This window comes from Pseudomonas sp. TZ252 (genome assembly GCF_056110345.1).
This window is the reverse complement of record NZ_CM148566.1, coordinates 3,735,669-3,758,573: the sequence shown is the minus strand read 5'-3', so window position 1 is coordinate 3,758,573 and position 22,905 is coordinate 3,735,669. Positions and strand designations below refer to the sequence as shown.

Annotated in this window: 23 protein-coding genes; 13 read left to right on the top strand and 10 right to left on the bottom strand. The window is 68.1% G+C overall.

Features of this window, described 5'->3' with window-relative positions:
• Positions 1-20: 20 nt before the first annotated feature.
• Positions 21-1,277: an aromatic amino acid transport family protein gene (locus tag ACYAF3_RS17425; protein ID WP_003105913.1), complete on the bottom strand. Its 1,257-nt coding sequence runs from the start codon at positions 1,275-1,277 to the stop codon at positions 21-23.
• Between the two features lie 62 nt (positions 1,278-1,339).
• On the opposite strand from ACYAF3_RS17425, the gene ACYAF3_RS17420 reads away from it, so the two are divergent.
• Positions 1,340-1,579 carry a hypothetical protein gene (locus tag ACYAF3_RS17420; protein ID WP_152959661.1) on the top strand — a complete coding sequence of 80 codons (240 nt, stop codon included), beginning with the start codon at positions 1,340-1,342 and terminating at the stop codon, positions 1,577-1,579.
• A gap of 86 nt (positions 1,580-1,665) precedes the next feature.
• On the opposite strand, the gene tadA is transcribed toward ACYAF3_RS17420, so the two are convergent.
• The 4 genes from tadA to guaB form a co-directional block, all read right to left on the bottom strand.
• On the bottom strand, positions 1,666-2,214 hold the full coding sequence (gene tadA / locus ACYAF3_RS17415; RefSeq protein ID WP_003092697.1) for a tRNA adenosine(34) deaminase TadA: 549 nt from the start codon (positions 2,212-2,214) through the stop codon (positions 1,666-1,668).
• Positions 2,205-3,596 (bottom strand): multicopper oxidase family protein, encoded by a 1,392-nt coding sequence (locus ACYAF3_RS17410; RefSeq protein ID WP_049243343.1) that lies wholly within the window; start codon positions 3,594-3,596, stop codon positions 2,205-2,207. Before ACYAF3_RS17410 ends, tadA begins: the two co-directional genes overlap by 10 nt.
• A 165-nt stretch (positions 3,597-3,761) precedes the next feature.
• A complete protein-coding gene (gene guaA / locus ACYAF3_RS17405) occupies positions 3,762-5,339 on the bottom strand; it encodes a glutamine-hydrolyzing GMP synthase (protein WP_003105901.1) in 1,578 nt (525 codons plus the stop codon).
• 79 nt (positions 5,340-5,418) lie between these two features.
• Positions 5,419-6,888, bottom strand: a complete 1,470-nt coding sequence (guaB, locus tag ACYAF3_RS17400) for an IMP dehydrogenase (protein ID WP_003092702.1) — start codon at positions 6,886-6,888, stop codon at positions 5,419-5,421.
• Positions 6,889-7,151: 263 nt separating this feature from the next.
• Here guaB and ACYAF3_RS17395 point away from each other — a divergent pair, with 263 nt between their 5' ends.
• The 4 genes from ACYAF3_RS17395 to ACYAF3_RS17380 all read left to right on the top strand — a co-directional run bounded on the left by ACYAF3_RS17395 (position 7,152) and on the right by ACYAF3_RS17380 (position 11,502).
• Entirely contained in the window at positions 7,152-8,129 is a 978-nt protein-coding gene (locus ACYAF3_RS17395; protein WP_003119304.1) for a helix-turn-helix transcriptional regulator, read from the top strand.
• Positions 8,130-8,263: 134 nt separating this feature from the next.
• Complete coding sequence (locus tag ACYAF3_RS17390) at positions 8,264-9,160, top strand: transporter (RefSeq protein WP_003118318.1); 897 nt, start codon at positions 8,264-8,266, stop codon at positions 9,158-9,160.
• A 12-nt stretch (positions 9,161-9,172) separates the two neighbouring features.
• Positions 9,173-10,330: an MFS transporter gene (locus ACYAF3_RS17385; RefSeq protein ID WP_058153675.1), complete on the top strand. Its 1,158-nt coding sequence runs from the start codon at positions 9,173-9,175 to the stop codon at positions 10,328-10,330.
• Between the two features lie 29 nt (positions 10,331-10,359).
• Positions 10,360-11,502, top strand: coding sequence for a class II histone deacetylase (locus ACYAF3_RS17380; RefSeq protein ID WP_003113816.1), 1,143 nt, complete (start codon positions 10,360-10,362; stop codon positions 11,500-11,502).
• Here the strand turns inward: ACYAF3_RS17380 and ACYAF3_RS17375 are convergent.
• A complete protein-coding gene (locus tag ACYAF3_RS17375; protein ID WP_128669556.1) occupies positions 11,487-12,269 on the bottom strand; it encodes a sulfite exporter TauE/SafE family protein in 783 nt (260 codons plus the stop codon). The two genes, ACYAF3_RS17380 and ACYAF3_RS17375, sit on opposite strands and share 16 nt — an antisense overlap.
• A 107-nt stretch (positions 12,270-12,376) precedes the next feature.
• Between ACYAF3_RS17375 and ACYAF3_RS17370 the strand changes: the two genes are divergently transcribed.
• The 7 genes from ACYAF3_RS17370 (at position 12,377) to ACYAF3_RS17340 (ending at position 19,446) form a co-directional block, all read left to right on the top strand.
• On the top strand, positions 12,377-13,285 hold the full coding sequence (locus tag ACYAF3_RS17370) for a LysR family transcriptional regulator (protein ID WP_128669554.1): 909 nt from the start codon (positions 12,377-12,379) through the stop codon (positions 13,283-13,285).
• 36 nt (positions 13,286-13,321) lie between these two features.
• Positions 13,322-14,701, top strand: a complete 1,380-nt coding sequence (xseA, locus tag ACYAF3_RS17365) for an exodeoxyribonuclease VII large subunit (RefSeq protein ID WP_003113813.1) — start codon at positions 13,322-13,324, stop codon at positions 14,699-14,701.
• Positions 14,702-14,707: 6 nt separating this feature from the next.
• A complete protein-coding gene (locus ACYAF3_RS17360) occupies positions 14,708-15,643 on the top strand; it encodes a LysR family transcriptional regulator (protein WP_003092728.1) in 936 nt (311 codons plus the stop codon).
• Between the two features lie 151 nt (positions 15,644-15,794).
• Entirely contained in the window at positions 15,795-16,835 is a 1,041-nt protein-coding gene (locus ACYAF3_RS17355) for a TRAP transporter substrate-binding protein (RefSeq protein WP_003105399.1), read from the top strand.
• A 73-nt stretch (positions 16,836-16,908) separates the two neighbouring features.
• On the top strand, positions 16,909-17,403 hold the full coding sequence (locus ACYAF3_RS17350; protein ID WP_003162603.1) for a TRAP transporter small permease: 495 nt from the start codon (positions 16,909-16,911) through the stop codon (positions 17,401-17,403).
• Positions 17,400-18,680, top strand: a complete 1,281-nt coding sequence (locus ACYAF3_RS17345; protein ID WP_003105394.1) for a TRAP transporter large permease — start codon at positions 17,400-17,402, stop codon at positions 18,678-18,680. Before ACYAF3_RS17350 ends, ACYAF3_RS17345 begins: the two co-directional genes overlap by 4 nt.
• A 4-nt stretch (positions 18,681-18,684) precedes the next feature.
• Complete coding sequence (locus tag ACYAF3_RS17340) at positions 18,685-19,446, top strand: M15 family metallopeptidase (RefSeq protein WP_023083327.1); 762 nt, start codon at positions 18,685-18,687, stop codon at positions 19,444-19,446.
• Here ACYAF3_RS17340 and ACYAF3_RS17335 read toward each other — a convergent pair.
• Positions 19,443-20,396, bottom strand: coding sequence for a GlxA family transcriptional regulator (locus tag ACYAF3_RS17335; RefSeq protein WP_034082529.1), 954 nt, complete (start codon positions 20,394-20,396; stop codon positions 19,443-19,445). The two genes, ACYAF3_RS17340 and ACYAF3_RS17335, sit on opposite strands and share 4 nt — an antisense overlap.
• Before the next feature lie 120 nt (positions 20,397-20,516).
• On the opposite strand from ACYAF3_RS17335, the gene ACYAF3_RS17330 reads away from it, so the two are divergent.
• Entirely contained in the window at positions 20,517-21,146 is a 630-nt protein-coding gene (locus ACYAF3_RS17330) for a cysteine hydrolase family protein (RefSeq protein ID WP_003105389.1), read from the top strand.
• Between the two features lie 36 nt (positions 21,147-21,182).
• Here the strand turns inward: ACYAF3_RS17330 and ACYAF3_RS17325 are convergent, their stop codons facing one another.
• The 3 genes from ACYAF3_RS17325 to ACYAF3_RS17315 all read right to left on the bottom strand — a co-directional run bounded on the left by ACYAF3_RS17325 (position 21,183) and on the right by ACYAF3_RS17315 (position 22,807).
• Complete coding sequence (locus ACYAF3_RS17325) at positions 21,183-21,755, bottom strand: putative natural product biosynthesis protein (RefSeq protein WP_003092738.1); 573 nt, start codon at positions 21,753-21,755, stop codon at positions 21,183-21,185.
• 56 nt (positions 21,756-21,811) lie between these two features.
• The gene (locus tag ACYAF3_RS17320; protein WP_003105385.1) at positions 21,812-22,288 is read right to left on the bottom strand and encodes a copper chaperone PCu(A)C; all 477 of its coding nucleotides are present in this window, start codon (positions 22,286-22,288) and stop codon (positions 21,812-21,814) included.
• Between the two features lie 129 nt (positions 22,289-22,417).
• Entirely contained in the window at positions 22,418-22,807 is a 390-nt protein-coding gene (locus ACYAF3_RS17315) for a DUF2946 family protein (RefSeq protein ID WP_003105383.1), read from the bottom strand.
• Positions 22,808-22,905 lie beyond the last annotated feature (98 nt).

The window sequence follows — 22,905 nt, the reverse complement described above, 5'->3', positions numbered from 1 at the left end:
CCTCTTCCGGCAGCGATGACCTACCAGCCGGCCGGCAGCAGGTTCATGGCGCTGCAAATGGCGTAGGCGGCGCTGGCCAGGTAGATCGTCACGATCACCGCCTGGATCGCCGGATGGGCGATCCAGCCGCATTTCCAGGCCGGCTCGAAGTCGCCGTTCCTACGCGCCGAGCGCAGCATCAGGATCGGCATGATCGAGAGAATCACCCCGCTGAAGGCCCCGGCGAAGTACAACGCGTTGACGAAGCCGACCAGCCCGCTGTAGGCCAGGACGAACGGCGGCAGCGCGACGATCGCCAGCACCAGCAGGCGGGTCTTCGGCCGGTTCTCCGGACCGAGCTTGTGGAACTTGTCGAAGATGTTGGTCAGGAAGCTACCGCCCAGGCCCCAGTAGGACGTCAGCATGGCGCACAGGGCGAAGGTGTTGGCGGTGAAGAAGGCCCATTCGCCGAGCGCCTTGCCCCAGGCCAGGGTGGCGACTTCGGACTGGTTCTCCAGGCCGGTCAGGGCGATCACCGAGAGCGGCACGATGCTGAGCAGGACGAAGGTGGTCAGCATCCCGGTGATCACCGCCTTCGGCAGGCGCTCCGGGGCGTGGCTGAAACCACGGGCCATCTCCGGGACGATGTACTGGGCGGAGAAGCAGAACACCGCGATGTTGAATACCGGCACCATGTAGATCCAGTCGCCGTCGAGCAGACGGGCGAACTCGGTATTGTCGTTGAGCAGGGTGGCCGCCACCAGGATCAGGATCATGCTGACCATGCCGATGCTGATGAACTTCTCGCCCTTGCCGATGGCGCTCAGCCCCAGGTACAGCACGCCGGCGGCCGGAATGAAGAACAGCACGCTGCCCAGGGCCGGGCTGATACCGAAGAAGGCGCTGAGGATCTTGCCGCTGCCGCTCATGTAGGCGATCAGCGCGCCGATGCTGTTGACCGCTACGGACAGGAAGATCGCCCAGGCGCCGAAGGAGCCGACATAGCGCTGGGCAAGGCCGCTCAACTGGTTGTGGGTGCGCGTGCGCAGGGCGGTTTCCGAGACGTAGAGCATGGAAATGGTGGTGAACAGGCCGGCCACCGCCAGCCAGAGCAGCAATGGCATGAAGCCGGCCTTGCGGCTGGCGTAGGCCATGGACAGCACGCCTGCGCCGATGTTGGTTCCGACGATCATCGCCACCGCCTCGAGGAACGTCAGGCGCTTGACCTCCAGTCCCGAGGAATCGACGGCTTCCGCCCCGGCGTGATCCTGATACTGCTGGACCCGGGTATCACTCATGACAACAACTCCCTGCATTTCGAATTGGCATTGTGCGGGAGGCGGCCAGGACCGCCGTACCGATGGCCTTCTTCGAGGACAATGCAGGGCCGGGAATCGCGGACGCCTCCGGACCGGCCGCGCTTTTCGGCTGCGCGGTCCGGCGGGGGTATCCGCAGGCGGGCTCGCTCTCACCTGAAGCCATTGCCTGCGGGCCGCTTGCTCAAGCGGCCGTGCAAAATATCACACAATTCGACGAAGGAAGCGCGCGACGACTACGACTTTACGCCTATGCCGATCGTCCGAAATATCCGGATAAATAATTGATGCAGATGGCTTTTGAAGGAGAGGAAGGGGCAAGGACGTGCTTTAACGTTTCAGCCGGAGCGTTCGAAAAGAGAAACATCCGTCAGTCTTCGCGAGGCTTCTTCGCCGCTTCGCGCCGCGCGCGGAAGAACGCCGAGAGCGCCTGGCTGCATTCTTCCGCCAGCACGCCACCCTCGACCATGACCCTATGGTTGAGATGCTCCTGCTCGAAGAATCGCCCACGGCTTTCCACTGCGCCCGACTTGGGCTCGACCGTGCCGTACACCAGGCGCTGGATGCGTGCGTGCACCAGCAGTCCGGAACACATGCTGCAGGGTTCCAGGGTCACATACAGGGTGCTGCCTGGCAGCCGGTAGTTGCCCGCCTCCGCCGCTGCCATGCGGATCGCCAGCATTTCGGCGTGGGCACTGGGATCGTGGCTACTGATCGGCCGGTTGAAGCCCCGCCCGATGATCTCGCCCTCGCGCACCAGGACCGCGCCCACCGGCACTTCGCCGAGGGCCGCGGCCTTTTCCGCCTCTGCCAGGGCCTCGCGCATGAAATGCGGGTCCCGGCTGCGATCGATGATCGGACGCACGCCTTTTACCGTCGGGTAGCCCTTGCCGTTGCTGATCAGCTTAGTCACCCGCACCAGGCCTCGCCGACCGCGATGGTCCCCATCAGGCCGGTCTCCATATGGTCGATGACGTGGCAGTGGAACATCCACAGGCCCGGATTGTCCGCCACCAGCGCCACGCGGGCAGTCTCGTTCTTGCCCAGCAGGTAGGTGTCGGTGAAGTACGGGATGATGTCCCGGCGATCCGAATCCAGCACCTTGAAGGCCATCCCATGCAGGTGGATCGGGTGCTGGTACTGCGCCATGTTGCGCAGCTCGAAGATGTAGCTCTGGCCTTCCTTGAGCTTGGCCAGCGGCGGCGCGTTGTGCTTGTGCTCCTCGCCGCCTTCCCAGGCCTTGCCGTTGATCTGCCAGAACGACGGATAGGGATTCTTGCCGCTGGTATCGGACATGGCCCCGACCCACTCGAAACGGAAACCGATCTTCTCGGCATTGGCCAGGTCCGGTTCGCTCACCGGATTCGCCGGCAACGGCTTCGGCCAGTCGCCGGCAGGTGCCTCGGCGCTGGCCACGCTGCGGATCGTCGCCAGGCGTACCGGCCCGTCGCGCAGGGACAGCTCGGTGCCCGCTTCCGGCACCTTCAGCGCCAGCTCCAGGCGCATCCCGGGACCGATCCAGTACTGCCCCTCGAAGCCGCGTGGTTCCACCGGATGGCCATCGATGGCATAGATCCTCGCCTCGCCGTTGGGCAGGTTGAGACGGTAGGTGACGGTGTTGTCGACGTTCAGCAGGCGCACCCGGACGATCTGCCCGGCCGGCAGGTCGATGGTCGGCACATGCTTGCCGTTGATCGTCGAATAGCGCCCGCGGGTGCCTTCGCGCGCGGCCTGGCGCGGCACGCTGAAGGGGGTGAAGGCGCCCTGCTCGTCCACGTGCCAGGTCTTCAGGCAGAGAACCTTCTCGTGGCGGAACCCGGTGGGTTCGCGCTCCTCGATGATCAGCGGGCCGACCAGTCCGCGGCCGAGCTGCTCGCTGCTCATCAGGTGCGGGTGGTACCAGTAGCTGCCGGCGTCCTGGGTCTTGAACTGGTAGATGAAGCTCTCGCCCGGCTGCACCGGCGGCTGGGAAATGTACGGTACGCCGTCCATCTCGATCGGCAGGCGGATGCCGTGCCAGTGGATGGTGGTCGGTTCGTCCAGCCTGTTGGTGAAGCGCACCCGCAGCCACTCGCCCTGCTTCGCCCGCAACTCCACGCCGGGGCACTGGCCGCCATAGGCCAGCGCCGGACTGCTGAAGCCCGGGACGACCTCCAGGTCCAGCGGCGCGGCGATCAGTTCGTAGTCGTACTCCTGCGCCACCTGCGGACGCGCCAGCCAGAGGCGCGCGCCGCCGGCGCCGAGGCCGACCACCGCCAGCCCGGCGAGGCCGCCGAGCACTTGTCTACGGGTAAATGTCATGGAGCCTTCACCTTCGCGGGTACTACTGCGGCTGGGAAATGATAGATTTTCTCATTTCCCAGCCGCGAAGGCGAGCCATCGCTCCGTGCAACCGCCTCTTTGCTGATCCGGAGCAAACGAAAAGGGCAGCCGAAGCTGCCCTTTCCTCTCATCGGCGCGAGCCGATCATTCCCACTCGATAGTCGCCGGCGGCTTGCTCGACACGTCGTAGGTGACCCGGGAGATACCGGCGATCTCGTTGATGATGCGGTTCGAGACCTTCTCCAACAGTTCGTAGGGCAGGTGCGCCCAGCGCGCGGTCATGAAGTCGATGGTCTCCACCGCGCGCAGGGCGACGACCCAGGCGTAGCGACGGCCGTCGCCGACCACGCCGACCGATTTCACTGGCTGGAACACCACGAACGCCTGGCTGGTCTTGTGGTACCAGTCGAAGGCGCGCAGTTCCTCGATGAAGATGTGGTCGGCCTGGCGCAGCAGGTCGGCGTACTCCTTCTTCACCTCGCCGAGGATGCGCACGCCCAGGCCCGGGCCGGGGAACGGGTGGCGGTAGACCATGTCGTAGGGCAGGCCCAGCTCCAGGCCGATCTTGCGCACTTCGTCCTTGAACAGTTCGCGCAGCGGCTCGACCAGTTCGAACTGCATGTCCTCCGGCAGGCCGCCGACGTTGTGGTGCGACTTGATCACGTGGGCCTTGCCGGTCTTGGCGCCGGCCGACTCGATCACGTCGGGGTAGATGGTGCCCTGGGCGAGGAACTTCACGTCCTGCAGCTTGGTGGCTTCTTCGTCGAAGACTTCGATGAAGGTGCGGCCGATGATCTTGCGCTTCTCTTCCGGGTCGGCGACGCCGGCCAGGCGGCCGAGGAACTTGTCCTCGGCGTTGGCGCGGATCACCTTCACGCCCATGTTCTCGGCGAACATGGCCATCACCTGGTCGCCTTCGTGCAGGCGCAGCAGGCCGTTGTCGACGAACACGCAGGTCAGTTGGTCGCCGATGGCCTTGTGCAACAGCGCGGCGACCACCGAGGAGTCCACGCCGCCGGAGAGGCCTAGCAGGACCTTGGAGGAACCGACCTGGGCGCGCACGGTGGCGATGGCGTCGTCGACGATGTTCGAGGGGGTCCACAGCGCGGCGCAACCGCAGATGTCGAGGACGAAGCGCGAGAGAATGCGCAGGCCCTGCTTGGTGTGGGTGACTTCCGGGTGGAATTGCACGCCGTAGTAGGCGCGGGCATCGTCGGCCATGGCGGCGATCGGGCAGCTCGGGGTGCTGGCCAGGATGTGGAAGCCGGCCGGCATCTCGGTGACCTTGTCGCCGTGGCTCATCCACACGTCGAGGCCGAGCACGCCGTCGTCGTCCACGTGGTCCTCGATGCCGTCCAGCAGGCGCGCCTTGCCGACCACGTCGACGCGGGCGTAGCCGAACTCGCGCAGGTCGGAGCCCTGCACCTTGCCGCCCATCTGCTCGGCCATGGTCTGCATGCCGTAGCAGATGCCGAACAGCGGCACCTTCAGGTCGAACACCGCCTGCGGCGCGCGCGGGCTGTCGGCTTCGTGTACCGACTCGGGGCCACCGGCGAGGATGATGCCGCGTGGCGCGAAGGCGATGATCGCCTCGTTGCTCATGTCGAAGGGATGGATTTCGCAATACACGCCGATCTCGCGCACGCGGCGGGCGATCAGTTGGGTGTACTGGGAGCCGAAATCGAGGATCAGGATACGGTGGGCGTGAATGTCTTGGGACATGGCCATCTCTCGCTACGGAATTCGAAAACGACACGGGGCTGAATCGAACAGCCCCGTGCAGCACTCATTTCAATCAGCCTCAACCAACCCGGTAGTTGGGGGCTTCCTTGGTGATCTGGACGTCGTGGACATGGGACTCGGCCATGCCCGCGCCGGTGATCCGGACGAACTGCGGCTGCGTGCGCATCTGCTGGATGTCGGCGCTGCCGGTGTAGCCCATGGCGGCGCGCAGGCCGCCCATCAGCTGGTGGACGATGGCGGACAGGGCACCCTTGTACGGCACGCGACCCTCGATGCCTTCCGGCACCAGCTTCTCGGCGCCGGCGGAGGCGTCCTGGAAGTAGCGGTCGGACGAGCCCTGGGAGCCGGACATGGCGCCCAGCGAACCCATGCCGCGGTAGGACTTGTAGGAACGGCCCTGGAACAGCTCGATCTCGCCCGGCGCTTCCTCGGTACCGGCGAACATCGAGCCCATCATCACACAGTAGGCGCCGGCGACCATGGCCTTGGCCAGGTCGCCGGAGAAGCGGATGCCGCCGTCGGCGATCAGCGGTACGCCGGTGCCTTCGAGGGCGGCGGCGACGTTGGCGATGGCGGAGATCTGCGGCACGCCGACACCGGCGACGATGCGGGTGGTGCAGATCGAGCCCGGGCCGATGCCGACCTTGACCGCGTCGGCGCCAGCTTCGGCGAGGGCCTTGGCGGCCTCGGCGGTGGCGATGTTGCCGCCGATCACCTGGACGTCCGGGAAGGTCTGCTTGACCCAGCGCACACGCTCGATCACGCCCTTGGAGTGGCCGTGGGCGGTGTCCACCACCACCACGTCGACCCCGGCGGCGACCAGCGCGGCAACGCGCTCGCCGGTATCGGCGCCGGTGCCGACGGCGGCGCCGACGCGCAGGCGGCCCTGCTCGTCCTTGGACGCCAGCGGGTAGGTCTTGGCCTTCTCGATGTCACGGAAGGTCACCAGGCCACGCAGGTAGAAGTTCTCGTCGACCACCAGCATCTTCTCGATGCGGTTCTCGTAGAGCTTGGCCTTCATCTCTTCCAGCGGGGTGCCTTCGCGGGCGGTGACCAGCTTGTCCTTCGGGGTCATGATCGCGGCGACGGTATCGCCGGCGTTCGGCTTCACCCGCAGGTCGCGACCGGTGACGATACCGACCAGCTCGCCCTGCTCCACCACCGGGAAACCGGAGAAGCCGTACTCGCGGGCCATCTGCAGCAGTTCGATGATCTTGGTCGAGGGGGTCACGGTGACCGGGTCGCGGACGATGGCCGTTTCGTGCTTCTTGACCTTGCGGACTTCCGCGGCCTGCTGCTCGATGCCCATGTTCTTGTGGATGATGCCGATGCCGCCTTCCTGGGCCATGGCGATGGCCAGGCGGGCTTCGGTCACGGTATCCATCGCGGCGGATACCAGCGGGATGTTCAGTTCGATGCCGCGGGTCAGGCGAGTTTTCAAACTCACGTCCTTGGGCAGGACTTCGGAATAACCGGGGATCAGAAGGACGTCGTCGAAAGTCAGGGCTTCTTGACTGATTCGCAGCATGGCGGGCGCTCCCAGACGGGAAAAATGGAAGCGCGACATTATACCCAGCCACGGGCTTCCGCTCAACGCAGTTGATCGCCGAAAACGGCGAATGGGCAAATATCTTGCAAGGCGCCCGCCAGGCCCCGTTCCGCCTGTCCTATCCCGCATTTGCAGGATGGCAGCGCGGCGGCGGATGGCCGGATACTGCGTACGTCACCCAGCGACCGCCCAGGCGGCGGGACGCCGATTCCAAGAACTATAAAAGTGGGACGGGGGAGAGAATGAAAGGGAGCACTGACCCGCATTCGTCATCCGCAGCCTTGCTCGCGGCGTTCGGCGCCGCCGTGCTGGACATCAACCGGCTGGCGCGCGACAAGACCCTGGAGCGTTTCCATCGCACCGCGCTGGAACGTCTGCAGCAACTGGTGCCGTTCCAGCGTGCCTGGTGGGGCCGCGCGGCGCTGATCGACGGTGTGCCGGTGGAGCACAGCGCACACCTGTTCAACCTCGAAGAGCACTATGTCGAGGACTGGAAATCGATCAGCCACGACGACATCACCGTCGGCCTGGTACACGCCCGCCCGGGCACCGCCGTGGCCGTTGACATGCAGGCCACCGCCGGGCTGCGCTGGCTTGGCGCGCGTCACGACATCGGTGAGCTGCTCTGCGTGATCCACGTCGATCCGATCACCCGCCTCAGCGACCATGTCGCCCTCTATCGCACGCCTGGCGGCCCGCCCTTCGCGGACCAGGAGAAGCTGCTCCTCGGGCAACTCTCGGCGCACCTGGCCGCGGCCGTCTCGGCCAACCAGATCCGTACCCTGGTGGCCCTGCGCGAATCCCTCGAACGCCAGGCTCTGGCCATGGCGGTATGCGACCGCTACGGCGTGCTGCATTGCGCCGAACGCGGCTTCGTCGACCTGCTGCTCGGCGCCTGGCCGGGCTGGACCGGTCCGCAGTTGCCGGAGGAAACCAGCCCGCAGGGCTATCGCGATGCGCGCCTGGTGATCGACTCGCGGCAGGTCGGCGACCTCTACCTGCTCACCGCGCGGCAACCGAGCGCGATCGAACAGTTGAGCAATCGCGAAGGCGACGTCGCCCTGCTGTTCAGCGAAGGCAAGACCTACAAGCAGATCGCCCGCGACCTCGGCCTGGCGCCGAACACCGTGCGCCATCACATACGCACCATCTATTCCAAGCTCGGCGTCAACGACAAGGCGAGCATCGCCCACCTGCTGCACCAGTTCCCGCCTGGCTGACAGCCCTCCACCCCTGCCATCACCGCTTCGACCGCCCCGTCAAGGGCGGCATGGGCGCCCTTTCGCCTGCGAAAAGGCGCAACCACCACCGGCGCGACGAACGCCGGGCACACAACGACCGGGGAGACCGACACATGACCCACCGCACCGCCTCGATGGCCGCACCGACCGCCAGCGCCCTCGCGCTGTTCGGCATCCAGCTCCTGCTGGGCGCCGAGGCCGGCGCCGCCGACCTCAACGCCCGCGACTTCTTCGGCGCCCCGGCGGGCACCACGCTCGGCGTACTCTACCTGCCGGCGACCCGCGCCCATGAGTTCCACGGGCCGGCCGATCGCAACGGCAAGGCCGAACTGAAGACCAACGCGGTGGCCTACCGCCAGGTGTTCTTCAGCGACATCTGCGGCACTCTCTGCACGCCGCAGTTCATCATTCCCTTCGTCGACATCGATGCGCGCCTGCCCGGCAGCGTCGGGCATACCGGCGAGACCGGTTTCGGCGATCCCCAGGTCGGCGGCACCCTGTTTTTCGTCAACGACCCGGAACGGCGCCGCTACAGCGGCCTGCTGACCCTGATCACCCTGCCGCTGGGCGAGTACCACGCGAAGAACCCCGATGTCTCGCCCGGCGCCAACCGCTGGGGCGCCACCTTCGTCTACAACTACACCCAGGGCATCGGCCGCGACTGGGTGCTGGAAGCCAACCTGGAAGCGCAGTTCTACGCGAAGAACGACGACTACTTCGGCAGCGACCTGGAACAGAAACCGCTCTATCGCCTGCAAGCCTTCGCCTCCTACGACTTCAGCCAGAGCACCTACGGCGCCCTCAAGCTGGTGCACGCCGATGGCGGCGAACTGAAGCTGCAGGGCCATACCCTCGACGACACCCACCAGCGCTACACCCAACTCGGCTTCGAGCTAGGCCACTGGCTGGACCGGCGCAACAGCCTGATGTTCGGTCTCTCGCGCAACGTCGCCACCGACAATGCTTTCCATGGCAGCCAGGCCCTGTTGCGCCTGGTCCATGTGTTCTGAGGAGGCGCAGCCATGAGCGCTTCCGACAAGACTCTCGCCAGCGCCTCTCCGGCGTCCGGCAACCTCGCGCTGCTCGCGGCCATCGTGGTGTTCGCCGCGATCACCCCGACCATCCTGATGACCGCCCCCGCCGTCGCCGCGCAACTGGCGACCCAGTGGCAACTGAGCCCGGCGCGGGTCGGCGACCTGTTTTCGGTGGAGCTGGGCGCCATGAGCCTGGCGACGCTGCCGGCCTTCCATTGGCTGAAACGCGTCGATTGGCGCCACGCGGCGCTGCTCGCCGGCCTGCTGTTCATCGCCGCCAACCTGGCCTCGGCGCTGGCCGGCAGCTACCCGCTGCTGCTCGCCCTGCGTTTCTGCAGCGCCCTCGCCGGCGGCTCGCTGATGATCCTCTGCCTGTCCAGCGCCGCCAGCACCGCCACCCCGAGCCGGGTCTACGGGCTCTGGGTGATGGGCCAACTGGTGGTCGGCGCCGTCGGCCTGGCACTGCTGCCGGCGCTGTTCGAACGCTTCGGCCTGGCCGCCTGCTACCTGTTGCTGGCCGGCCTGATGGGCCTCGCCCTGCCGTTGTCGCGGGCCTTCCCCAGTGGCAGCCCGCCAGCGGAAGCCCGCGCCAGTACCGGCGCGGTTCACTCGCGACTGCGGGTCGGGCTGGGTATCCTCGCCGTGCTCACCTTCTATATCAGCCTCAGCGGCGTCTGGACCTTCATCGGCGCCATCGCCGAAGGCGCGGGGATCGGTGCCGGCGCCAGCGGCGAGGTACTCGCCGTCGCCACCCTGATGGGCATCGCCGGGGCGGCCTGCGCCTCCTTCATCGGCAACCGCCTGCCGCGCGACCTGATGCTGCTCGGCGGCTACATGGCGATGGCCGCGGCGATCCTCCTGCTGATCGGCCAGCCGCCGCTGGCGCGCTTCGCCCTGGCCGCGCTGCTGTTCAAGTTCACCTGGACCTTCGCCCTGCCGTTCATCCTCGCCTGCCTCGCCGACCTGGACCGCTCCGGCCGCCTGATGAACGCCTCCAACCTGGTCATCGGCGGCGGGCTGGCCATCGGCCCGGCGCTGGCAGGACGACTCATCGAAGACAGCGGCGGTTTCCTCCCGCTGCTGCCGATCGCCGCCGGCCTAGCCGCCCTCTCGCTGCTGCTGGCCCTGGCCTGCCGGCCACGCTGAAACCCTTTCCCGAACCACGGATACCCGCCATGACCCGACGTACCGCTTTCTTCTTCGACGAACTCTGCCTCTGGCACGCCGCCGGCCCGCACGCGCTGACCCTGCCGGTCGGCGGCTGGGTGCAACCGCCTGCCGCCGCCGGACACGCCGAATCACCGGAAACCAAGCGCCGGCTGAAAAGCCTGCTCGACGTGTCCGGCCTGACCGCCCGCCTGCAACTGCGCAGCGCACCGCCGGCGAGCGACGAGGACCTGCTGCGCGTGCATCCGGCGCACTATCTGGAACGCTTCAAGGCGTTGAGCGACGCCGGCGGCGGCAGCCTCGGCCAGGACGCGCCGATCGGCCCGGGCAGCTACGAGATCGCCCGGCTCTCCGCCGGCCTGGCCATCGCCGCGCTGGACGCGGTGCTCGCCGGCGAGGCGGACAACGCCTACTCGCTGTCGCGGCCGCCGGGTCACCACTGCCTGCCGGACCAGGCGATGGGCTTCTGTTTCTTCGCCAACATCGCCGTGGCCATCGAGGCGGCCAAAGCGCGCCACGGCGTCGAGCGGGTCGCGGTGCTGGACTGGGACGTGCACCACGGCAACGGCACCCAGGCGATCTACTACCGGCGCGACGACGTGTTGAGCATTTCCCTGCACCAGGACGGCTGCTTCCCGCCTGGCTACAGCGGCGCCGAAGACATCGGCGAGGATCGCGGTCGTGGCTTCAACCTCAACGTGCCGCTGCTTCCCGGCGGCGGTCACGACGCCTACATGCAGGCCATGCAACGCATCGTGTTGCCGGCGCTGGAGCGCTTCCGCCCGCAATTGATCGTGGTCGCCAGTGGCTTCGACGCCAACGCGGTGGACCCGCTGGCACGCATGCAACTGCACAGCGACAGCTTCCGGGCGATGACCGCGATGGTCCGCGACGCGGCCGAGCGGCATGCCGGCGGACGCCTGGTGGTGGTCCACGAAGGCGGCTACTCGGAAGCCTACGTGCCGTTCTGCGGCTTGGCTGTGATCGAAGAACTCAGCGGCGTGCGCAGCGCGGTGCGCGACCCGCTGCGCGACTTCATCGAGTTGCAGCAGCCCAACGCGGCGTTCCGCGACTTCCAGCGCCAGCGCCTCGAAGAGCTGGCCGCACAGTTCGGCCTGTGCCCGGCGCAGCCGCTTCAAGCGGCCAGGTAGCGCCCGACCAGCGCCAGGCCGCTGCACAGCACCAGCCAGGTGACCAGGCGGACGAAGGCTTCACGCGACAGACGCAGGGTCACCCGACGGCCGATCCACAGGCCCAGCGCCATGCCCGGCAGCAGGCAGGCGGCGAGCAGCCAGGGCTCGCGCGCGGCATACAGCCCGGCGAGCAGGAACAGCCCCAGGCGGACGAAGGTGCTACAACCGATCAGCGCGCTCTGGGTGGCGCGCATCTGCTCCTTGCTCGCCAGGCGTCCGTTCAGGTACAGCGAATAAAGGAAGCCGCCGCTGCCGAACAACGCGCCGAACAGCCCGCCGAAGACACCGAAGGGCAACGCCCAGGTCGCCCGCCAGCGCGGCTGGCCGCGTGGCTGGAGGAACAGCGCGTAGAGCGCATAGAGACTGACGAACACGCCGAGGGCCAGCATCAGCAGCTCCGCGCGTAGCGCCAGAAGTCCGTACGCCCCCAGCGCACAGCCCAGCAACATGCAGGGCAGCAGACGCTTGAGCTCAGTGATGGCGATCTGCCGCCGCGCCGGCAGCCAGTTGCCGAACGACGCGCTGAAATCCAGCAGGACCAGCAGCGGAATGATCTGCGACAGCGGCAGCACCCCGGCCAGCAACGGGCCGGCGACCAGCGCGGTGCCGAAGCCGGCGATGCCGAACACCACATAGGCGAGGACGATGGCCAGTTCGACCAGCAGCCATTGCCATAGGCTGAACGGCAGGGCGGCGAACAGGACTGACGGATCGAGCGAGTACATGGCGACTCCCGGAACGACGACCTGCGCACTCTAGCGAGCGCAACGGCGCGCCAGCCAATACAATCCGAGCCCTGTAGCCATCTCGAAAAGGCATGGGGAATCTTCCGATGATCTCTTTGCGGCAACTCCATTACTTCGTCGAAATCGTCGAGTCCGGCGGCTTCAGCCGTGCCGCCGAACGCCTGTTCGTCGCCCAGTCGGCGCTCAGCCGGCAGGTGCGCGAACTGGAGGACAGCATCGGCACCCCACTGCTCCGCCGCGGTCCGCGCCAGGTCGAGCTGACGCCGGCCGGTCGCGCCTTCCTGCCACGCGCGCAGCGCCTGCTCGACGACCTGGAGGCCGCCCGGCGCCTGGCTCGCGAGGTCGGCGAAGGCGGCCATGGCCTGCTGCGCCTGGGGCACTCCAGCTCGGTGCCGCTGGTGGGCGGCCTGCAAGCGGCGCTGCGCGGCTACCTCGCGGCGCAGAGCGGCGTCCGCCTGGAACTGACCCAGCAATCCTCCGAGCAGCAACTCGCCGATCTCGCCGAAGGACGCCTGGACCTTGGCCTGCTGCGCCTGCCGGTGCTGCGCCAGCATCCCCGGCTGCACCTGCGCGCCCTGTACCGCGAGCCGTTGCTCCTGGCTCTCGCCGCCGACCATCCGCTGGCCCGCCGTGAAGCCCCCGTGGCCCTGGCCGCCCTGGCCGGAGAAACCTTCGTCTCCATTCCCCACCTGCAACGCGGCGGCCTCAGCTATCGCGCCGCCGAACTCTGCCTCGGCGCCGGTTTCTACCCACGCCCGGCGCGCGCGCTGTCGCGCAAAACCAGCCAGTTGCAACTGATCGAGGCCGGCTTCGGCGTCGCCCTGGTGCCCGCCTCGATGCGCGCCATCGCACCGCCCGCCGTGCGCTTCATGTCTCTGGCCGAGGCCGAGGCATACAGCGAGGTGGCGCTGGCCTGGCGACGCGACGATAGTCCCCTGGTGGAAGGCTTCGTCGAATATTTCCTGGAGAATCTGCCGAACGAAGCCAAGGATTGATCGCACATCCCGGTGCGCCGCCTTATCATGCCGCCCATGCGTAACGATCCCTTCCAACGGCTCGGCCTCGATCGCGAGGTGCTGACCGTCAGCCAACTGAACCAGCGCGCCCGCCTGCTGCTGGAAGACGTGTTCCCGCAGGTCTGGGTCGAGGGCGAGCTGTCCAACCTCGCCCGGCCGGCCTCCGGCCATGTCTACTTCACCCTCAAGGACAGCAACGCGCAGATCCGCTGCGCGCTGTTCCGGCAGAACGCCCTGCGCGTACGCCAGGCCTTGCGCGACGGGCTGGCGGTAAAGGTGCGCGGGAAGATCTCGCTGTTCGAGGGACGCGGCGACTACCAGTTGATCGCCGATACCGTCGAGCCGGCCGGCGACGGCGCCCTGCGCCTGGCCTTCGAGGCATTGAAAGAAAAACTCGCCGGCGAAGGCCTGTTCGCCAGCGAACGCAAGCGTCCGCTGCCCGCCCATCCGCGCCGCATCGGTATCGTCAGTTCGCCCAGCGGGGCGGTGATCCGCGACATCATCAGCGTGTTTCGCCGCCGCGCACCGCAGGTCGAGCTGACCCTGGTGCCCACCGCAGTGCAGGGCCGCGAGGCCGTCGCGCAGATCGTCCGCGCGCTACAACTGGCCGACCGGCAGGGCTTCGACGCGCTGATCCTGGCCCGTGGCGGCGGTTCCCTGGAAGACCTCTGGTGCTTCAACGAAGAAGCGGTGGCGCGCGCCGTGGCGGCCTGCGCCACGCCGATCGTCAGCGCGGTCGGCCACGAGACCGACGTATCGATCAGCGACTTCGTCGCCGACGTGCGCGCGCCGACGCCTTCGGCCGCCGCCGAACTGCTGGCGCCCAACGCCGGCGACCTGCAGCAGCGTCTCGACGGCCTGCGCCGGCGCCTGGTGCTGCGCATGCGCGACCAGTTGCTGCGCGAACGCCTGCGCCTGGAAGGCGTCGCCCGCCGCCTGCGCCATCCCGGCGAACGCCTGCGCCAGCAGGCACAGCGCCTGGACGACCTGGACATGCGCCTGCGCCGTGCCTTCGAGCGCCAGCTGGCGGTCCGCCACGAACGCCTGGTCCGCCTGGAGACGCGTCTCGCCGCACAGCATCCGGGCCGCACCCTGGCGCTGCTCCGGCAGAAGCTCGACAGCCTCGCCGCGCGCCTGCCGCGCGCCGCCCGTGAGGTACTGAAGGATCGTCGTCAGCGCCTCGAAGGACTGGCGCAGACGCTCAACGTGGTCAGCCCGCTGGCGACCCTGGGCCGCGGCTACAGCATCCTCCTCGACGAGCGTGGCCGGGCGATCCGCGATGCCGGCCAGACCCAGCCGGGACAGCGCCTGAAGGCGCGCCTGGCGGAAGGCGAACTGGAGGTGCGGGTCGAGGACAACCACCGGACGCCGGTGACCCTGTCGCTGCTGGACTGAGCCGCGATGATCCGCCTCAGCCAACGGGCCCTGGCCTACCTCAACGAGGTGATCCACCACGGTTCTCTTCGCCGCGCCGCCCAGCACCTGAACATCGACCCCTCGGCCATCAGCCGGCAGCTCGCCAGCCTGGAGGAACATCTCGGCGTGCGCCTCCTGCAACGCACCCCGCAGGGCGTGGCGCCTACCGAGGCCGGCGAACTGCTGGTGGCGCACTACCGCCAGCAACGGGCCAACGAAGAGGGCGTGCTGTCGCGTCTGTCGGCCCTGCAGGGGCTGCGCCAGGGCAAGGTGCGCCTGGCGGTCGGCGAGGGCTTCATCGCCGACCTGATCTCCCAGCCATTGCAGAGCTTCATCCTGCGCTACCCCGGCATCGAGCTGGAGGTCCGCATGGCCGGGGCCAACGAAGGCGTGGCGCTGGTCAAGGAAGACGCCGTCGACCTGGCCCTGGTCTACGCCCCGGTCGAGGACGGCGAACTGGACGTGCACGTCGACACCCGCCAGCCCCTCGACCTGATCATCCCCGCCAACCATGCCCTCGCCGGACACCGCGGAGCGGTGCCGATGCGCGCGCTGCGCAACGAGTCGCTGGCGTTGATCCACAACAGCACCGGCATGGGCCAACTGGCGGTGATCGCCGCCCAACTGGAGCGCATCGAGCTAAGGCCGAAGCTGCGCACCAACTCGGTGGCGGTGCTGACCAATTTCGTCAAGTCCGGCATCGGCGTGGCCTTCATGCCGGAGTTGACGGTCAGCCACGAGATCGAGGCCGGGCATATCCGTTGCCTGCCGCTGGCCCACCCGGCGCTGCGCGACGCCCGCGCGCGGATCGTCAGCCACAAGGGCCGCGAGCTGACCGTGGCGGCGATCGCCTGCCTGGAACACCTGCGCCGCGGCATGCGCTTCTTCAGTGGCGACGCGCCCGGGCTCTCGCAGCGCTGAGGCGTTGCCTTTTTCGCATCACGTCCGGACTTGAATAGTCAACGAGACAACGGCTAGCGTTGCTTCGCTTTCGTGCGAGCACCCGGCCCCGCGCCCCGACAAGAAGTGCCGCCGATCCCTCGACCGTTCGGACTGCCATAAGGAAAACAACATGCACACGAATCCGCGCCGCGGCCTCGCCCGCCGCTTCGCCGCCGGACTGCTGGCCGCCGCCCTGGGCCTGGGCGGCAGCCTCGCCCAGGCCGCCACCACCCTCAACCTGAGCTATAACGGCGCCGCCGACAGCGAGAAGAACCTGGTGCACCTGTTCGCCAGCAACCTCAAGCGCCTGGCCGAGGAAAAGAGCGGCGGCGAACTGCAGTTCAAGCTCTACCCCAACAGCATGCTCGGCGAAGAGGAGCAGCGCATGGAACAGGTGATGACCGGCCCCGGCCTGAACATCGCCTCCTTCGCCGGGATCGCCCCGCTGTTCCCGGAGATCTACGTCAGCGCCACGCCCTTCATGTTCAAGGATGCCGCCGCGGCCCACGCCTTCTTCGACAGCGGCAGCTACTGGCAGGCCGCCCGCGAGGCCTTCCGCGAGCGCACCGGCACCGAGCTGCTGGCGGTGGTCGAGGAAGGCGGCTTCCTCAACTTCACCAACGGCAAGAAGCCGATCCACGGCCCGGCGGACTTCCAGGGCCTGCGCTTCCGCGCCATGGATCCCAGCCAGGTGGCGCTCTACGAAGCCTTCGGCGCCTCCGGCACGCCGATCCCCTGGACCGAGTTGTACATGGGCCTGCGCACCGGCGTCGCCGACGGCCAGATGAACCCGACCTCCTACATCATCCTCGGCAGCCTCTACCAGGTGCAGAAGTACCTGACCCTGGCCAACATCCAGTACTCCGACCAGTTCCTGGTGGCCAACGGCGATCTGCTCGCCAGCCTCCCGGCAAAGGAGCGCCAGGCCCTGCTCGACGCCGCCGCCGAAGCCACCCGGCTGAACCGCGAGGCGGTCGCTGCCCAGCAGGAGCGCGACCTGGCGTTCCTCAAGGAAAAGGGCATGCAGATCATCCAGCCGTCCGCCGATGACCTCGCCGCCTTCCGCGAGAAAGGCCAGCCGTCCTACCTGGCCTGGCTGAAGACCCAGGACATCGAGCCGCGCTGGACCGAGATGGCCTTCCGCGACGCCGGTCTCGCCACCGCCCCCTGACCTTCGCGCGTTGCCCCCCGACGGCCGCTGCCGTCGGCCGGGCGCGCCTGTCCGACTTTCCGGAGTGCCTCCCATGCCGTCATTGCTCAAGGGCATGCGCGCCGCGTTGCTGAACCTCGCCACGCTGCTGTTGCTGCTCGACCTGGTCCTGCTCATCTACGGCGTGTTCGCCCGCTACCTGCTCGGCAGCTCGCCGATCTGGATGGACGAACTGGCCCGCTACCTCATCATCGGCGCAGTAATGCTGGCGCTCGGCGCGGTATGGATGGAAGGCGGGCACATGCGCGTCAACCTGTTGGAACAACGCCTGCCGCCGCGCCTGGCGCAGGCCCTCAGGCTCTACCAGTGGCTGCTGGCGCTGGCCTTCTTCGCCTTCGCCGCCTGGGTCAGCACCCGCTACGCGCTGAACGCCGGGCGCTTCCGCAGCCTCGGCCTGGGCATCAGCCGCACCTGGCCGTTGCTCAGCCTGCCGCTCGGCTTCGGCCTGCTGACCCTCATGCTGTTGCTCCAGGGGCCCTGGCCGCGGCAGCCGGCCAGCACCACCGTCGAGGGAGGGTCGCAGGCATGATGGCCATCGCCATGATCGCAGCCTTCGTGGTCAACCTCCTGCTCGGCCTGCCGCTGTTCCTCTGCCTGCTGCTCACCGCGCTGGTGGGGTTCCTCTTCGTCGACCCGGCGCTGTTCGCCAACACCCTGCCGCAGCGCTTCTTCGGCGGCATGGACATCTTCTCGCTGATGGCGATCCCGCTGTTCGTGCTGGCCGGCAACCTGATGAACCATTCCGGCATGACCCCGCGCCTGATGCGCCTGGCCAACGCCCTGGTCGGCCACTTCCGCGGCGGCCTCGGCCACGTCAACGTGGTCGCCGGGGTGTTCTTCGCCGGGGTCAACGGGTCCGCCGCGGCCGACGCTTCGGCACTCAGCACCCTGCTGGTGCCGGCCATGGAAAAGGAAGGCTACTCGCGGCGCTTCGCCGCCGGGCTGACCGCAGGCAGCTCGCTGATCGGTCCGATCATCCCGCCGAGCATCTTCATGATCCTCTATTCCTCGCTGACCAACACCTCGGTGGGCGAGCTGTTCCTCGCCGGGGTGATTCCCGGCCTGCTGCTGGCCGCCGCCTTCATGCTGCTGAACGCGGTGTACGCCTACCGCAACGGGCTGCAGGCGCGCCATGCGGCGCCGGCCTGGGGCGAGATCCTGGCGGCGCTGTCCGGCGCCCTGACCGCGCTGATCGCGCCGGTGATCATCGTCGCCGGAATCGTCCTGGGACTGGTCACGCCCACCGAGTCGGGCGCCTTGATCGCTCTCTACGTGGCGCTGGTCGGTCTGCTCCAGCGCCAACTGAGCCTGGTCGGGCTGTGGAACTCGCTGCGCGAGACGGTACGCCTGACCGCCAGCATCTACGTGATCATCGCCGCCGCTTCGGTGGTCAACTGGTTGCTCAACTACGCCCAGGTCGCCAGCGAGTTCGCCCAGTTGCTGGAGCCGTTCGGCCACTCGCCGACCCTGATGCTGTTCATCATCAGCGCGGTGATCTTCGTCTGCGGCATGCTCATGGAAGAAGTCTCGGTACTGATGCTGCTGACGCCGATAGTCGCTCCGGTGGCGCTGGCCGCCGGCGTGGATCCGGTGCACCTGGGGCTGATCTTCACCCTGAACATCACCATCGCCCTGATCACCCCGCCAATGGGCGCCTGCCTGTTCATCGTGGCGACCATCAGCCGCCTCGATATCCTGGAAATGTTCAAGGGTATCTGGCCGTTCATCCTCGTGGCCCTGGGGGTGCTGTCGCTGCTGATCCTGTTCCCCTCCCTGACCCTGTGGCTGCCACGCCTGCTCAATTGACGCCATGACCGACTTCACCCAAGCCATCCCCGTTCTCCCGGAGCCCGACTGGCACGCCGTGGCCGGCATCCCCATCGTCGATGCCGGCACGCCGCTGGAGGCGCTCGGGCTGAGCCGCGACTTCAGCGTCTGGCCGGCCTACCACAAGCTCGGAATTCCTCACGCGATCCCGGAGTGCCACGCTCGCGGCGAGGTCTTCGAGCGTCTCCTGCGGGTCGCCGCCGCCCTCCCCGGCGGCGTGCGCCTGGTGGTGCTGGACGCCTGGCGGCCGTTCGCCGTGCAGCAGTATCTCTACGACAGCCTGTCCAGCGCCCTGGCCGCGCACTACCCACGGGCCGGCGAGGCCGAGCTGGAACGGCTCACCCGCCAGTTCGTCTCGCCGCCGAGCAGCAGCCGCGAGGCGCCCAGCCCGCATCTCACCGGCGGCGCGGTGGACGTCACCCTGTGCGACGCCCAGGGCCGCTGGCTGGACATGGGCAGCGCCTTCGACGAAGCCGTGCCGGCCTCCTACACCGCCTACTTCGAACGCCTGGCGGAGCCCGACACGCGCCAGCGACGCGTCCGCGATCACCGTCGCCTGCTCTATCACGCGATGCTCGACGCCGGTTTCAGCAACCTGCCCAGCGAATGGTGGCACTACGATTTCGGCGACCAGCTCTGGGCCTGGCACACCGGCGCGACGCAGGCGCTGTTCGGCCCGGTGCAGTTGCAGGCGATGGACGCGCTCTGGCGCCAGCAGTTGCAGAAGCGCCCTCCGGCGGACTAGGAGGCGAAGGCGCGCCGGTAGCCCAGCGGCGGCAGGCCGAACGCGGCGGAGAACTGCTGGCGCAACGACACCGCCGAACCGAAGCCGGCCAGCCCGGCGATCGCCTGCACCGAATGCTCGGTGGTTTCCAGCAGGCGCTGGGCCAGGGCCAGGCGTTCGGCCTGCAGCCACTGGCTGACGGTGGTGCCGGTGAGCTGGCGGAAATGCCGGGTGAAGGTCCGCCGGCTCATCAGCACCCGCTGTGCCAGGCTGTCCAGGCTGTGCGCCTGGTCGAGGTTCTGCCGCAGCCACACCAGCAGCTCGCCGAGACGGCCGTCCTGGGCACTGTCCGGCAGCGGCTGCTCGATGAACTGGGCCTGGCCGCCCTGTCGATGCGGCGCCACCACCAGGCGCCGGGCCAGGTGATTGGTAGTCTGCGCACCGAGCCGCTGGCGGACCAGGTGCAGACAGCAGTCGATGCCGGCGACGGTGCCTGCCGAGGTCAGCAGGCTGTCGTCCTCGATGTACAGCACGTCGGGCTCCACCCGCACCGCAGGGAAGCGCCCGGCGAAATCCTCCGCCCACATCCAGTGGGTGGTGGCGCGGCGACCGTCGAGCAACCCGGCCTCGGCCAGCACGAAGGCCCCCAGGCACAAGCCCACCAGTTGCGCACCGCGTGCACGGGCCGCGATCAACGCATCCAGCAGCGCTTGTGGCGGACGCTCGTGTGGATCGCGCCAGCTCGGCACGATCACGGTCTGCGCCTCGGCCAGCGCTTCCAGCCCGGCCTCGGCCTCGATGGTGAACCCCACCGTGGTTCGCAGCCGGCCCGGCTCGGCGGTGCAGACACGCAGGTCGAAGGCCTGCGCGCAGGGGTCGTAGCACTCCTGGCCGAACACCAGGCAGGGCACCGACAGGTGGAACGGACTGATGCGGTCGAAGGCCACCACGGCCACGGACTGGCGGGACATGCGCACCTCGGTGGGTATGAGCGGGTTGGCCCGATTCTAGCGAAAGTTGTCTCTCAGGCCACTCACTCGCTACGCCGCGCCGGGACCAGAATCTGCCTCACCCACTCAGGAGGAAACGCCATGTCCGCACGTCAACCCAAACGCGCCTTGCTGGTCATCGACGTACAGAACGAATACGTCAGCGGCAACCTGCGTATCGAATTTCCCGCCATCCAATCGTCGCTGGAACGCATCGGCGCCGCCATGGATGCCGCCCACGCGGCGGGCATCCCGATCGTCGTGGTGCAGCACCTGGCACCGGCGGACTCGCCGTTGTTCGCGCGCGGCAGCCGGCAGGCCGAGCTGCACGAGGTGGTCGCCTCGCGGCCCTACCAGCACAAGGTGGAAAAGCAACTGGCCAGTTCCTTCGTCGGCACCGGGCTGGCCGACTGGCTGCGCGAGCGCGACATCGACACCCTCGCCGTGGTCGGCTACATGACCCAGCACTGCGACGACTCGACCATCCGCCAGGCGATCCACGAAGGCTGGCAGGTGGAATACCTGCACGACGCCAGCGGCTCGGTGCCCTACCGCAACCGCGCCGGCCAGGCCAGCGCGGAAGAGATCCACCGGATCTTCGGCATCGTCCTGCAGTCCTCCTTCGCCGCCGTGCTCAGCACCGAGGAGTGGCTGGAAAGCCTCGCCGGCCGGCACGTTCCGGAACGCGACAACATCTACGACTCCAACCAGCGAGCCCTGGCCAACCGCTGAAACGGCGCCGCCCCCCCCACGCGGGGCGGCGAGCGCTCAGCCGACCAGCGAGCCGCGCGCCGGCAACGGCTTCCAGCCCGGGAACTCGCGCAGCCGCGGGTCGGGCACCGCGCAATAGGCGAATGTCCAGTTCGGCGCCGGCAGGTCCAGGCGCTCCAGCGGCACACGCGTGCCGGCGCCGGCCTGCGGCGCCTTCCAGTCCTGGGTGATGTGCGCACCGCCCTGGCTGGCCAGGAGGATGCCGCGGTTGGCGCTGGTGTCGTCCACCGTCCAGCGCGCGGCGGAGGCGTCCATCAGCACCTCCAGATGCTCGTCGGTCACCTTGGCGCCGAACGGCGACTGCAACAGCCAGCAGTACAGGCGCAGGTGCATCGCCCAGTTCCAGGCGGCCTTCTGCTCGGCCGCCCATTGCAGGAAACCGCGGAGGATGGTCAGGCCATCCGGCGGATCGATCTTCAGCAGTTCCGGGCAAAGGTCGTAGAGATGGTGCCAGGCGCTGCTCAGGCGCTTGTTGAGCTGGTCCGGACGCAGGGTGGAGTTCTTCGGCGGCAGGCCGGGAGCCACCACCAGGCCGGTCTGCGCCGGCAAGGGATATCTGTTGCTGTTCATGCTCTGAACCTCGCACGCAAAGGCGGGGCGCCGGGCGCCCCTGCTCGACACAGCGCTCAGTGGCCGTGCTGCTCGTGCCCGCCCTGTTCGGCCGGCGCCTTGGACTCGACGACGATTTCCACCGGCACGTCGCCGGCCTTGCGGAAATGCAGCGTCAGCGGGAAGCGCTCGCCGGCCACCAGTGGCTGCTTCAGGCCCATCAGCATCAGGTGGTAGCCGCCGGGAGCGAAGCGCAGGTCCTTGCCTGGTGCGACGTCGACGCTGTCGACTTTCTGCATGCTCATCATGCCGTTCTTGTGCACATGCTCGTGCACCTCGGCGGAAGCCGCGCGCGGCGTGTCGGCGCCAAGCAGGGTGTCGTTTTCCTTGCCGTGGTTCTGCACCACGAAGTAGGCCGCGCCGTTCGGCGAGGTCGGCGGCAGGGCCAGCGCCCAGGGATGCTCGATGTGCAGCTGGCCGGCGTTGTACTCGTGGGCCTGGGCGAAAGCGGAAACGGCCAGCAGGGCCGCGGCAGCAAAGAAGGATGTGCGCATGGTGACTCTCCAGTAGCGTATGACCGGTCTTTTTCCGTCGGACCGGCGATTCCAGGGGGGAAGCTAGGGTATTGCGCCGCGACCTGCCCCGACCCGAAGGTCCAGGTTGTCGAAGGCGCGGGGGAGGAGTCAGGCGACAGGAGAAGCGCGCGGATTGGCGAGGCGCCAATAGCGCAGGGGAGGCAGGTCGGTGGCGGAGAAGGCGTTACGGGCCGGGCTGGCCAGCGGCGCCAGTGGCAATGCCGGCCAGGAGGCGACCAGTCCGGGCGTGCCGGCGGCGCCGGCGCAGCAGCAGAGGTGCGGGGCCAGGCTTTCGTGGTCGTCGGGAAGATCGATGTCCTTGAGCGCGGCACCCAGCTTCAGGCGCAGCAGCGAATCGGACGAGGTGCTGCAGAAGCCGCCGAGCAGCAACGAGGCGCGCTCCTGCGTCGTCAGCGCCTGCGAAAGCGGCACCACGAACAGGTTCATCAGCACGGCCAGGCTGGCCAGCCAGGCCACGGGGCGCCGTGACAGGGGCATCGTCGGTTCTCCGGAGAATGGGCCCTTTATGCCTGAGCGCGGGGCAAAAGTAAAAACGCCGGGCGCGACAGAGTGCCGCAGGTGAAAACGTTTGCAAC